At 68.1% G+C, this 11,798-nt stretch carries 11 protein-coding genes; 8 read left to right on the forward strand and 3 right to left on the reverse strand.

Going from position 1 to position 11,798, the window contains the following annotated elements; genetic code table 11:
- Positions 1-54: 54 nt before the first annotated feature.
- The 8 genes from ACZK29_RS20835 to ACZK29_RS20870 all read left to right on the forward strand — a co-directional run bounded on the left by ACZK29_RS20835 (position 55) and on the right by ACZK29_RS20870 (position 8,420).
- Positions 55-876: a nucleotidyltransferase domain-containing protein gene (locus tag ACZK29_RS20835; RefSeq protein ID WP_164146506.1), complete on the forward strand. Its 822-nt coding sequence runs from the start codon at positions 55-57 to the stop codon at positions 874-876.
- 140 nt (positions 877-1,016) lie between these two features.
- The gene (locus tag ACZK29_RS20840) at positions 1,017-1,547 is read left to right on the forward strand and encodes a gamma carbonic anhydrase family protein (RefSeq protein WP_478446459.1); all 531 of its coding nucleotides are present in this window, start codon (positions 1,017-1,019) and stop codon (positions 1,545-1,547) included.
- A 123-nt stretch (positions 1,548-1,670) separates the two neighbouring features.
- A complete protein-coding gene (locus tag ACZK29_RS20845) occupies positions 1,671-2,360 on the forward strand; it encodes an RDD family protein (RefSeq protein WP_111202454.1) in 690 nt (229 codons plus the stop codon).
- On the forward strand, positions 2,357-3,349 hold the full coding sequence (locus tag ACZK29_RS20850) for a stage II sporulation protein M (protein ID WP_106550025.1): 993 nt from the start codon (positions 2,357-2,359) through the stop codon (positions 3,347-3,349). The genes ACZK29_RS20845 and ACZK29_RS20850 overlap by 4 nt, the downstream gene beginning before the upstream one ends.
- Positions 3,339-4,961, forward strand: coding sequence for a DUF4129 domain-containing protein (locus tag ACZK29_RS20855; protein ID WP_111202457.1), 1,623 nt, complete (start codon positions 3,339-3,341; stop codon positions 4,959-4,961). Before ACZK29_RS20850 ends, ACZK29_RS20855 begins: the two co-directional genes overlap by 11 nt.
- Positions 4,958-6,142 carry a DUF4350 domain-containing protein gene (locus tag ACZK29_RS20860; protein ID WP_111202452.1) on the forward strand — a complete coding sequence of 395 codons (1,185 nt, stop codon included), beginning with the start codon at positions 4,958-4,960 and terminating at the stop codon, positions 6,140-6,142. Before ACZK29_RS20855 ends, ACZK29_RS20860 begins: the two co-directional genes overlap by 4 nt.
- Positions 6,139-7,125 (forward strand): AAA family ATPase, encoded by a 987-nt coding sequence (locus ACZK29_RS20865; RefSeq protein WP_111202451.1) that lies wholly within the window; start codon positions 6,139-6,141, stop codon positions 7,123-7,125. The genes ACZK29_RS20860 and ACZK29_RS20865 overlap by 4 nt, the downstream gene beginning before the upstream one ends.
- The gene (locus ACZK29_RS20870) at positions 7,122-8,420 is read left to right on the forward strand and encodes a DUF58 domain-containing protein (RefSeq protein WP_111202450.1); all 1,299 of its coding nucleotides are present in this window, start codon (positions 7,122-7,124) and stop codon (positions 8,418-8,420) included. The genes ACZK29_RS20865 and ACZK29_RS20870 overlap by 4 nt, the downstream gene beginning before the upstream one ends.
- Positions 8,421-9,149: 729 nt before the next feature.
- On the opposite strand, the gene ACZK29_RS20875 is transcribed toward ACZK29_RS20870, so the two are convergent.
- The 3 genes from ACZK29_RS20875 to ACZK29_RS20885 are packed head-to-tail and all read right to left on the reverse strand — an operon-like array spanning position 9,150 to position 11,555.
- On the reverse strand, positions 9,150-9,797 hold the full coding sequence (locus tag ACZK29_RS20875; RefSeq protein WP_478446460.1) for a hypothetical protein: 648 nt from the start codon (positions 9,795-9,797) through the stop codon (positions 9,150-9,152).
- Entirely contained in the window at positions 9,797-10,975 is a 1,179-nt protein-coding gene (locus ACZK29_RS20880; protein WP_111202366.1) for a glutathionylspermidine synthase family protein, read from the reverse strand. Before ACZK29_RS20880 ends, ACZK29_RS20875 begins: the two co-directional genes overlap by 1 nt.
- Positions 10,976-10,982: 7 nt before the next feature.
- Positions 10,983-11,555: a DUF1190 domain-containing protein gene (locus ACZK29_RS20885; RefSeq protein ID WP_164146503.1), complete on the reverse strand. Its 573-nt coding sequence runs from the start codon at positions 11,553-11,555 to the stop codon at positions 10,983-10,985.
- Positions 11,556-11,798: the final 243 nt, after the last annotated feature.

Genomic DNA, 11,798 nt, shown 5'->3' on the forward strand with positions numbered 1-11,798 from the left:
GATGCAGACCTGCGCTACAGTCGAGAACGCTCGACATCAACGAATCACGATTGCATGGACGACATCCACCCGATCGCGCCGGACAAGCGCGCCGCCATCCTTTCCACCCTGGCCGACATCGAACAACGCTACGACGTACGCGTGCTGCTGGCCTGCGAGTCGGGAAGCCGTGGCTGGGGCTTTTCCTCACCGGACAGCGACTACGACGCGCGCTTCATCTACGTACATCGCCAGCCGTGGTACCTCAGCGTCAACGAGAGCACCGGTCCCGGCGAAGCGCAGCGCGATGTGATCGAACTGCCGATCGACGATGAGCTCGATGTCAGCGGCTGGGACCTGCGCAAGGCACTGCGTCTGGTCTCAAAATCCAATCCGACACTGATCGAATGGCTGCGTTCGCCGATCATCTACCAGCAGGATCACAGCGCGGTGTCGCAGCTGTGGAAGGCAGCTGAGTCGTTCTATTCACCACTGGGAACGTGGTGGCACTACTTCAACATGGCGCGCTCGAACCATCGCGGCTACCTGCGTGGCGAAACGGTACGCACGAAGAAGTACCTGTACGTGCTGCGCCCACTGCTGGCCTGCCAGTGGATCGAACACGAGCAGACACCCCCGCCGATGGCCTTCGAGGATCTGCTGGACCGGCTGCTGCCGCTCGGCCCGGTGCGTGAAGCCATCGATGCCCTGCTGGCCGTGAAACGCGCCAGTGCCGAGGTCAGTGCCGGACCACGCATCGCGGCGATCAGCGATTTCATCGATCGTGAACTGGCCGCCCGCGCCGGGCAGGCCCCGCACCTGCCTGCTGGCCAGGGCGACAGCGCCTGGCTGGACGCGCTGTTCCGGCAGATGCTGGCCGAGCACGCGCCTGCGTGAAGAGCCGCACCTGCCTCTGGTAGTGCCGGCCGCTGGCCGGCAACCGCGCGGCACGCCTGGATTTCCGTGGTTGCCGGCCAGCGGCCGGCACTACCACACGCGTATCATCGTCGCGAATGCCCTGATTTCCGGAGACACCGATGAACCCGCTGCGCCCCTTCCGCGACAAGATGCCCGTCCTCGGCGAGCGTGTGTACATCGACCCGGCCTGCACCGTCATCGGTGACGTGGAACTGGGCGACGACGTGTCGGTGTGGCCGGGCACGGTCATCCGCGGCGATGTCAATTACGTGCGCATCGGTGCGCGCACCAACGTGCAGGACGGCACCATCATCCATGTCAGCCACCACAGCCCGTACAACAAGGCCGGCTACCCGACCCTGATCGGCGAGGGCGTGACCGTCGGCCACGGCTGCATCATCCATGCCTGCACCATCGGCGATTACAGCCTGATCGGCATGGGCGCCTGCATCCTCGACGGTGCCCGCGTTGAACGCCATGGCTTCGTCGGTGCCGGCGCGGTGATCGGCCCCGGCAAGGTGGTGGGCGAAGGCGAGCTGTGGGTCGGCAACCCGGCCCGGCCGGCGCGCACGCTGAGCGACAAGGAGATCGAGTCGCTGCACTATTCGGCCGACCACTACGTGCGGCTGAAGGGCGAATACCGGGGCTGAGCAGCCAACGCCGCCACGCGGCTCTGCTAAAGTCTGGGCCCGACCAGGACCTGTCGAGACCCCCATGCCTGTGGTTGCCAGCCGGAGAGGACTCCGGCGCCCACAACGAAGGCCATCGCGCTGATGGCCGCACCGATGCTCGATACCTACCGTGAGGTGGTGACGCCGGAGGGTGTGCTGCTTCAGTTGCCGGTAGCCGGGCCGCTGCCGCGGGCCATGGCCTGGCTGGTCGATCTTGGCGTGCGCATCGCGGTACTGGTGCTGATGGCGATTCCGCTGGCGGTGCTGGACGAATTCGGCTCCGGCATCAACCTGGTGCTGATGTTCCTGGCCTACTGGGTCTACCCGATCGTGTGCGAGGCGCTGTGGGGCCGCACCCTGGGCAAGCGCGCGCTGGGCCTGCGCGTGCTGTCGCGCGATGGCGCGCCCGTGGGCTGGATGGCGGCGATCACCCGCAACCTGCTGCGTACGGTGGACATGCTGCCGTTCGGCTATGCACTGGGCCTGGTCAGCAGCCTGTTCGATCCGCACGGCCGCCGCCTCGGCGACCTGGTGGCCGGCACGGTGGTGGTGCACGCACCTGTGCTGTACCTGCCACCGCCACCCACCATCGACAGCGTGCTGGCCCCGCCGCAGCCGCTGCGGCCGGAGGAACAGGCCGCCCTGATGGCCTTCGCCGAGCGCGCCCCGCGTCTGTCCGCGCCCCGCCAGCAGGAGTTGGCCGGCATCGCCGAACCCCTGACCGGCAGCCTGGGCCAGATCGGTGTGCTGCGCCTGTACGCGATGGCCAACTGGCTGCTGGGGCGGCGATGAAACAGGAACAGTTCGTCGCCCGTTACCAGCAGGAATGGCAGGACCTGGAACAGTGGCTGCTGCTGCGTGCCGGCGCCTCGCGCCGTGCGCGCCGCAAGGCCAGCGGCCTGGCACTGGACGATGCCACCGTCCCGCAACGCTATCGGCGCCTGTGCCAGCAGCTGGCGCTGGCCCGCGAGCGCGGTTACAGCCCACAGCTGGTCCAGCGCCTGCAGCAGCTGATGCAGCAGGGCCACAGCGTGCTGTACCGCACACGGCCGACGCGCTGGCGCGCCGCGCTGGAATTCCTGGTGGCCGACTTCCCGCTGCTCGTGCGCAGCCAGGCACGCAGCATGTGGGTAGCGCTGGCGATGTTCGCGTTGCCGGCAATCGCCTGCTTCGTGCTTGCACAGGTCTACCCGGACCTGATCCACACGCTGATGGACAACCGCCAGATCGCCGCGATGGAGCGCATGTACGACCCTGCCGCCGAACGACTGGGCCGCGACAGCGGCACCGACTGGATGATGTTCGGCCACTACATCCTCAACAACATCAGCATTGCCCTGCGCACCTTCGCCAGCGGCCTGCTGGCCGGGCTGGGCACGCTGCTGGTGCTGCTGTTCAACGGCGTCACCATCGGGGCGGTGGCCGGCCACCTGCAGCACATCGGGCACGGTGGGCCGTTCTGGCGCTTCGTGGTCGGCCATGGCGCATTCGAGCTGACCGCGATCGTGATCGCCGGCGGTGCCGGTCTGCAGCTGGGCATGAAACTGCTGGCACCGGGCCGGCGCAGCCGCCTGGATGCGCTGGTCGACGGTGGCCGCATCGGTGCCCGGCTGTGCCTGGGCGTGGCGTTCATGCTGCTGGTCGCAGCCTTCATCGAAGCGTTCTGGTCGTCGATCGCCGAAGTCCCTGCATGGATCAAGTTCAGCGTCGCCGGAGTGCTCTGGGCCGGCGTGCTGCTGTGGCTGTGGCGTGGCGGGCGTGGAGGTGGTCATGCGCATTGACCGCCTGGACGTGGTGCTGCGTGCACGCAGCGGCTGGGAAGCGATGGAGCTGGGCAGTGCCCTCGCCCGCCGCCATGCGCGCGCCGTGTGGGGCAGCTGGCTGCTGGCCAGTGCTCCGTTGTTCGTGATCTTCAACGCGCTGGGATGGTGGCTGGATGCCTTCGGCTGGGCCTGGCTGGCGATGTGGTGGTGCAAGCCACTGTTCGAGCGTGCGCCGCTGTATGTGCTGTCGCGCGGCATCTTCGGCGAACCGGTCAGCACGCTTTCGGCCCTGCGTGCGCAGCGCCACTGGGGCAACACTGGTTTCTGGGGCTACCTGGGCTGGCGTCGCTTCAGCGTGCTGCGCAGCCTGTGCCTGCCGGTGAACCTGCTGGAAGGCAACGCACCGGGCCAGCGCGGTCCACGCCGCCGTGCGGTGGCGGCCGGCGCCGCAGGTGCGGCGACAGTGCTGACCGTGACCTGCATGGCGTTCGAAGCGGTGCTGGTGTCCGGTGCCATCGGTGCAGTGTTCATGTTCATGCCACTGGACCTGATGTCCGAATCCTGGCGTGCGGCGTGGGACATGATCGGCAAGGACACGCCGGCCTGGGCTCGCTTCGGTTTCAATCTGGCCTGCTGGCTGGCCTCGGCGCTGATCGGCCCGTTCTTCGTCGGTGCGGGCTTTGGCCTGTACTTGAACCGGCGTACGCAGATGGAAGCCTGGGACGTCGAAATCGCCCTGCGCCGCCTGCGCGATCGCCTGCTGCCGGCAGCGTCGACGCTGGCCCTGCTGCTGTGCCTGGCACTGCCGCTGGTCTCCGCACCGGTGCATGCGCAGGACGCAGATGCCGAGCCCGGACGCGCCATGGGCAAGCCCAGCGACAGCGGCATCGCCGCCGAAGAGGACGACGAAGAACCGACCATCGACCCGGCCAACACGCCGGCCACCATCTTCGGTGGCACGCCAGTGGACACTGCTGGATTCCGCCAGGCGGTGAATCGCGCCTATGAGGATCCGCTGCAGCGCCCGACCCGCCAGGTCACCCGCTGGAAGCCGATCGAACAGGCCGAGGAAAAGAAGAAGGAAGACAAGCAGCTGCGGAGTGACAGCAGCCCCCGGGGCGAACGCAAGGCGCGCAAGGAGGGCATCGCCTGGCTGGCACGGTTGGCCGAGTGGGGCCTGTGGGGCCTGCTGGGCATCCTGCTGCTGGTGCTGCTGCTGACGGCCCGGATGTGGTTGCCCTGGCTGCGCGGCAGCGGCCGGCGCAAGACCGATGCACCACCGCAGGTGATCGAGGAACAGGTGGAACTGCCCGTGGTGCTGCCGCCGGACGTGGCCACCCAGGCCGGCCTGCTGTGGGACCAGGGCCGGCCCCGCCAGGCGCTGGCCCTGCTCTACCGTGCCAGCGTGGGTACCGTGGGAGAGCGCAGCGGCATCGCGCTGCCCCCCGGCGCCACCGAAGCGCAGTGCCTGCGTGCATCGCGACGCATGCCTGACGCCACCGACCGTGACCTGTTCGCGCGCATCGTCCGCATGTGGCAGTACGCGGCCTACGGTGGCCGCCTGCCCAGCCGTGCCGATTTCGATGCACTGGCCGACACCCTGCGCCAGCAGTACGGGTGGCAGGCATGAGCCCGCGCGTATTTTGGTCGTTGTTGCTGGGCGTGCTGGTTCTGTTCGGCGTGCCGCTGACCATTCTCTACCTGCGCACGCATGAGCGCGTGACCGAGACCATCCGGCTGCCGCCACAGGGCGAGGCGGCTTACAACCCGCTCTACGTGCTCGGCCAGGCCCTGCGTGCCGACGGCATCGACGTGCATTCGCTGCCCCGGCTGGAACTGCAGCAGATGACGCTGGGGCCGCACGACACGGTAGTGCTGCTGCAGGACAGCAGCGAACTGCCGCCGCCCGTCGCCAACGCCCTGCTGGATTGGGTCGAGGATGGTGGACACCTGCTGGTACGCACACCGCCGCCGGCCGAGGACGATGCCGGCAGCACGCAGGGGCCGCTGCTGGACCGGCTGGGCGTGGACAGCCTGTTCCAGCGCAGCGACTGCCAGCCTTTCCATGTCGATGATGATCCGGGCCACGTTGAATTCTGCGGTGGCCGCCGTTTCACCCTGGGGTTTGCGGCCAGTGCGCAGGCCGAACGCCGTTGGGGCGGTGATCGCGATCTCGTGTTCGCACGCCTGCGCCATGGCCAGGGCAAGGTGAGCGTGCTGGCCGACATGGACTTCATGCGCAGCGAGGTGGATTCACCGGCAGCGCGCCTGGCCTCGGCGGGCGGCAAGGCCAGCGATGGCCTGCACGATGCTTCGCACCGCGACCTGACCCGCTATCTGCTCGACCCGAACTACGGCAAGGGTGCGGTCTGGCTGATCTACGCCAGCCGCCCGCCATCGCTGTGGGCACGCATCTTCTACCAGGGCTGGCCACTGTGGGCGCCTCTTCTGCTGGCCCTGCTGGGTTGGCTGTGGAGCCGCTCGCAGCGCTTTGGCAGCCTGCAACCGTCGCCGGTGCTGGAACGCCGCTCGCTGCTGGAGCATGTGCGCGCCAGCGGCGAACTGCTGCTGCGTTTCGGCCACGGTACACGCCTGTACGACGCCGTGCTCGCCCTGTTCCTGCATCGCCTGCGACTGCGCGCGCCAGTTGCCGCCGCGCTCGATGGCGCACCGCGTGAGCAGGCCATCGCCGCGCTGCTGAAGTGGCCACAAAGCCGCGTCGCCAGCGCGCTCACACCGCCTCCGCCGCACGATTCCTCCGCCCTGCGCGAGCGCATCCGCTTGCTGCTCCAGATGAGATCCCTGCTATGACCGAAGTCCCCGAGCTGCCGGCGGCCGCCGATGCCCGCCTGATCGAACGCGTCGATGCCATCCGCGAGGCCGTCGGCCGCGCCTTCATCGGCCAGGCCGACGTGCTGGACCAGATTCTGGTGGCCCTGCTGGCCGGTGGCCACGTGCTGATCGAGGGCGTGCCCGGGCTGGGCAAGACCCTGCTGGTGCGCGCGCTGGCGCAGGCCATGGAGCTGGACTACGGCCGCGTGCAGTTCACCCCCGACCTGATGCCCAGCGACGTCAGTGGCCACGCGGTGTACGACCCGAAGAGCGAGAGCTTCAGGATCCGTCGCGGCCCGGTGTTCACCAACCTGCTGCTGGCCGACGAGATCAACCGCGCTCCGGCCAAGACCCAGTCGGCGCTGCTGGAAGTGATGCAGGAAGGCCAGGTGACCATCGAAGGCAAGGCCTTCACCCTGGCACCGCCGTTCATGGCGCTGGCCACGCAGAACCCGCTGGAGCAGGAAGGCACCTACCCGCTGCCGGAAGCACAGCTGGACCGCTTCCTGCTGAAGGTGCTGATCGACTACCCGGAGCTTGAGGACGAGAAGCGCATGGTGACCGCGATCACCAGCGGCCGCGCCGCCAGCGATTTCGACCTGAGCCAGGTGCCGCGCGTGCTTGGCGGCGGCGAACTGCTGGAGCTGCAGCGCGCCACCGCAGCGATCACTGTCGATGACGAAGTGATCGACTACGCGGTGCGGATCGTGGCCGCTACCCGTCAGTGGCCGGGCATCGCGGTCGGTGCCGGCCCGCGTGGCAGCATCGCGCTGGTACGCGCCTCGCGCGCACAGGCGGTGTTGGCCGGCCGTGACTTCGTCACCCCCGACGACGTGCGCGACATCGCGCGCCCCGCGCTGCGCCATCGCATCGCGCTGGCCCCGGAGCTGCAGATCGAGGGCCAGGATGCCGACGACGTGCTGGGCGCACTGCTGGCCAAGGTGGAAGCACCGCGCCGATGAGGCCGGCCCCGCTGCTGCTGGTGCTGCTGCTGGCCTGGGCCGCCCTGGGCGGCCTGGTGCTGGGCGGACTGCTGCCACGCTGGAGCTGGGCGTTGGCCGCGGTGGCCATCGCACTGCCTGCACTGTTCGACCTGTCGCGGCAGACGCGGCGTCCATCGCCGCAGATCCAGCGTGAGCTGCCCGAAGCGCTGGCATTGGGTGTGCGCCGCGAGGCCGCGCTGCGCCTGCAGGCGGACGCAGCGATGACGGTGCAGGTGTTCGACCTGGTCCCCGGCGGCTGGCCGCTGGAATCGCTGCCGCAGCGCGTGCGCCTGCAGCCTGGCAGCGCCTCCACCCTGCACTACCACCTGCAGCCGCTGCAGCGTGGCCGCTTCCGCTTCGACGGCGTGCATCTGCGCATGCGCTCACCATGGCGGCTGTGGTGGCAGCAGCGCACCCTGCCACCGGCGCTGGACGTACGGGTCTATCCGAACTTCGTGCCACTCACCCGCTTCGCCCTGTTCAGCGCCGACCAGGCCTCGCGCCTGGTGGGTGCGCACGTGAAGCGTCGCCGTGGTGAAGGCACCGACTTCCACCAGATGCGCGAATACCGCGTGGGCGACAGCCTGCGCCAGCTCGACTGGAAGGCCACCGCAAGGGCGCGCAAGCTGGTCTCGCGCGAGTACCAGGACGAGAAAAACCAGCAGCTGCTGCTGATGCTCGACAGTGGGCGACGCATGCTGGCCAGCGAAGGCGGTCTCTCGCATTTCGACCACGCCTTGAACGCCTCGCTGGTGGTGGCGTACCTGGCATTGCGCCAGGGCGATGCCGCCGGCCTGTTCGCTGCCGGTGGCGAGCGCCGCTGGGTGGCGCCGCAGCGTGGCATGGGCACGGTCGAGCACCTGCTGCGTGCCAGCTACGACCTGCAGCCGCGCGCGGTGGCCACCGATTACCTGGCCGCCGCCACCGAGGTGTCGCTGCGCCAGCGCCGGCGCGCACTGGTGATGCTGGTCAGCAACGTGCGCGACGAGGACATCGAGGATCTGCTGGCGGCGGTGCGCCTGCTGCAGAAGCGCCACCTGGTGTGCGTGGCCAGCCTGCGTGAGCGCGAACTGGATGCTGTCCTCGATGACGAGGTGCAGTCGCTGGAGGACGCCGCCCAGGCCGGCGCTGCGGCGCTGTACCTGCAGCAGCGCGCGAAGGCGCATGAAGCGCTGCGCAGCGAGAAGGTGATGGTGCTGGACGTGACCGCCGACGCCCTGCCCGCAGCGCTGGTGGAGCGCTACCTGGCAGTGAAGCGCGAAGGATTGCTCTGAAGCGGTAGCGCAGGGCATGACCCGGCGCTGCCGACGTACCGCTCTGGTAGGTGCCAACCTTGGTTGGCACGAACCCCACAGCGCCAACCCAGGTCGGCATCCACCAACACCGATTGCCGGCCAGCGGCCGGCACTACCCCTGCGGCAACCGATGCCTCGCTCTGGTAGGTGCCAACCTTGGTTGGCACGAACCCCACAGCGCCAACCCAGGTCGGCATCCACCAACACCGATTGCCGGCCAGCGGCCGGCACTACCCCTGCGGCAACCGATGCCTCGCCCTGGTGGGTGCCTACCTTGGTTGGCACGAAACTCACGGCGCCGACCAGGGTCGGCATCTACCAGCGGCGGTTGCCGGCCAGCGGCCGGCACTACCCCCCTGCACCCACCAGTGCATCGCCCTGGTGGGTGCCAACCTTGGTTGGCACGAAACCCACAGCGCCGACCAGGGTCGGCATCTACCAACAGCGGTTGCCGGCCAGCGGCCGGCACTACCCCCCCTGTAACAACCGCCACATCGCCCTGGTGGGTGCCTACCTTGGTTGGCACGAAACTCACGGCGCCGACCAAGGTCGGCATCTACCAGAAACGGTTGCCTGCCAGCGGCCGGCACTACCCCCTGCAACAACCGGTGCATCGCTTTGGTGGGTGCCAACCTTGGTTGGCACGAAACCCAAAGCGCCGACCAGGGTCGGCATCTACCAACGGCGGTTGCCGGCCAGCGGCCGGCACTACCCCTGCAGCAATCGCCGCTGCAATCGCTCCACCGCGCGCTGCAGCAACACCCGGTTGCGGGCCAGCTTCATCCACTGCGGCAGGCGCGAGAACATGGATCGGTGATGGCCGCGGCTTTCGCGCAATGTCGCGCTCGCATACTCGTGCAATGCCTGCAGATGTTCAGCGTTATAGGCCCAGAGCAGGCCTGCACGGGTCGGTTCGACCAGGCACAGCGGCAATCCGAAGTGCGGATCGGCAGGCTCGGCATCACGCAATGGACGCACCAAGACCGAAACATCGGTACTGCGATCACATTGCGCACATCGAGCAGCGAAGGACGCTGGTGCAGGAACGCCAGCGGGAACCCGACGACGCACGTGCAGCCACTGATGCCCACAGAATCCACAAGGTTGGCGGCCCAGCATGTAGACCGCACCGACCCAGTCACCACTGTCCAGTGCAGAACTGCAGCCGGTGCAGCGGAATCGCGCGGTCCACCGGTAGGGTTCCCAGCTGGCGACCACCCAGCCGGGGGTGTCGCAGCGATGGCAACGCACCGCGACGCGGTCCGCGAAGGCCTGCAGGCTGCGCCCGTCATCGAAGTGCCGGCCAGGCACGGGCGAAAAACGCCCATGCCGGCCAGGCCAACGCCGCACCGCCATCAAACGTAGATCCGCGTCGGCGCCTCATCAACGATCGCATGTGGCACGAAGCGCGCACTGTCGCGGGTGATCGCACTGTCGTCTTCGCGGATGCCGATGCCGCAGGCGTGGTCGCCGATCACCCAGCTGCCGATCAGCGGGTAACCCCCTTCGAAGCGGGTGAGCGGATGTGCGCGCTGGATGATCGCCGGGCCGTCGTAGGGACCGTCGCTGCGCTGGGTGCTGCCATCGTCCAGGTGCATCTCGATGTTGGCACCTTCGCGCGAGAACAGCGGCTTGCGCACCCAGCCCGACGCCAGCGTGCTGCCGTCATCGAAGTGCGCTTCCAGCAGGTTCGGATGGCCCACGTTGCGCTGCCACAGCAGCGGCAGGATGCCCTTGTTGCTCAGCACCGCCTTCCACGCCGGTTCCAGCAGCTGCACGCCCGAACCCGGAAGCGCGCGACCGAACTCCTCGGCCATCAGGTCTTCCAGCGGGTACAGCTTGAACAGCGTGCCGATCACCGAATCATCCAGCGCGGTGAAGCGTCCGTCCTCGGACAGGCCGATGTCCTCGATGGCAATGGCCTGGCCATGCAGGCCGGCCTGCGAAGCGCAGTCGCGCAGGTAATCGACGGTGCCACGGTCTTCTTCGGAACTGCCCACCGCGCTGAAGTACAGCGGCGGTGGCAGCTGCGTGGCCAGTTCGCCGAAACGCTCGACCAGCGCCTCATGGATCGCATTGAACTGGTCGGCATGCTGCGGCAGGCGGCCGGCGTTGCGCTGGTCTTCCAGCCACTGCCACTGGAAGAAGCTGGCCTCGAACAGCGAGGTCGGCGTGTCGTAGTTCAGTTCGTACAGCTTGGCCGGGCCAGTGCCGTCGTAGGCCAGGTCCAGGCGGCCATAGAGGTGTGGCTGACGCTGGCGCCAGCTGTCGGCGATCCAGTCGCGGTAATGCGACGGAATCGCCAGCTGGTCCATCAACCGCTCGCTGCCGATGACATCACCGACCAGGTCCAGCGCCATCTGGTGCAGCTCGGCACTGGGGTCTTCGATGTCCTGTTCGATCTGGCGCAGGGTGAACGCGTAGTACGCGCTTTCATCCCAGTACGGCTGACCATCGATGGTATGGAAACGGAAACCCGCTTCCTCCGCACGTGCCCGCCACTGGGCACGCTCGGCAATCCGGATGCGCTGCATGGGTCGATCAGCCGCCGTAGCTGCCGCTGTTGCTGCGGCGCGCGCTGGTGTTGCCGAAGCCACCACGGCTGGCAGTGACTGCACGGTTCGGCTCGCTGGTGACCGGGGCCAGGCCAGCCTTGCCGGCGCCGATGCCGCTGGCAGTGTTCAGGCCACCGGTGCCACCCGGTGCCGGGCGCGCCCAACCCGCATTCTTGTCCTGGTAGGCCGGCGCCGACGCCGGTGCCTGCGGTGCCAGGCCCCCGCGGTTGCTCAGCATCTGCGACATGAAGAAGCCCATCATCATCGGGCCGATGAACGAGGTACCCGCCGACGTGTGCTGCTGCACGCACTGCTCCGGCTTGTAGTCCTTCTCGCAGGCTTCCTTGCTGGCGTACTTCGGCGCCGCATCGGCGGCCTGCTTCTGCGCTTCGGAGAAGGCGTTGCGGCACGACGACGGATCGCCGGTAGCCTCGGTGCAGGCCTCGACCGAGGTGTACAGGCCTTCCTGCACCTTCACCTCCGGCTCCTTCTGGCAGGCGGTGAACAGCAGCGGCGCGGCGCTCATCAGCAGCAGCGCGGTGGTGCGGGAACGTTTCATGGCCTCATGCCCTGTCGACGGATCAATGCCCCAATGATGCCAAATCCGGGCCAACAACCGGAATCGGCAAAGTCCGAAAGATGAACGGACTTTCATTTTCGTCGTTCCCCATCAGCCACGCATGGCGTGGATCTACCACGTCGACCAATGTCGACACCCACCAACAGCATTGGGAATCTGTCGAAGGCGGGGTGGGGCCGCTGGCGGGGGTGTCCGCTGCATGGATGCCGCGGCCAAGCCCCC

The organism is Stenotrophomonas sp. 89682_Sma, assembly GCF_056481405.1.

Coding starts and splice junctions, on each gene's coding strand:
- ACZK29_RS20835 (WP_164146506.1), top strand. CDS start 55: ATGGACGACATCCACCCGATCGCGCCGGACAAGCGCGCCGCCATCCTT.
- ACZK29_RS20840 (WP_478446459.1), top strand. CDS start 1,017: ATGAACCCGCTGCGCCCCTTCCGCGACAAGATGCCCGTCCTCGGCGAG.
- ACZK29_RS20845 (WP_111202454.1), top strand. CDS start 1,671: ATGGCCGCACCGATGCTCGATACCTACCGTGAGGTGGTGACGCCGGAG.
- ACZK29_RS20850 (WP_106550025.1), top strand. CDS start 2,357: ATGAAACAGGAACAGTTCGTCGCCCGTTACCAGCAGGAATGGCAGGAC.
- ACZK29_RS20855 (WP_111202457.1), top strand. CDS start 3,339: ATGCGCATTGACCGCCTGGACGTGGTGCTGCGTGCACGCAGCGGCTGG.
- ACZK29_RS20860 (WP_111202452.1), top strand. CDS start 4,958: ATGAGCCCGCGCGTATTTTGGTCGTTGTTGCTGGGCGTGCTGGTTCTG.
- ACZK29_RS20865 (WP_111202451.1), top strand. CDS start 6,139: ATGACCGAAGTCCCCGAGCTGCCGGCGGCCGCCGATGCCCGCCTGATC.
- ACZK29_RS20870 (WP_111202450.1), top strand. CDS start 7,122: ATGAGGCCGGCCCCGCTGCTGCTGGTGCTGCTGCTGGCCTGGGCCGCC.
- ACZK29_RS20875 (WP_478446460.1), bottom strand. CDS start 9,797: ATGGCGGTGCGGCGTTGGCCTGGCCGGCATGGGCGTTTTTCGCCCGTG.
- ACZK29_RS20880 (WP_111202366.1), bottom strand. CDS start 10,975: ATGCAGCGCATCCGGATTGCCGAGCGTGCCCAGTGGCGGGCACGTGCG.
- ACZK29_RS20885 (WP_164146503.1), bottom strand. CDS start 11,555: ATGAAACGTTCCCGCACCACCGCGCTGCTGCTGATGAGCGCCGCGCCG.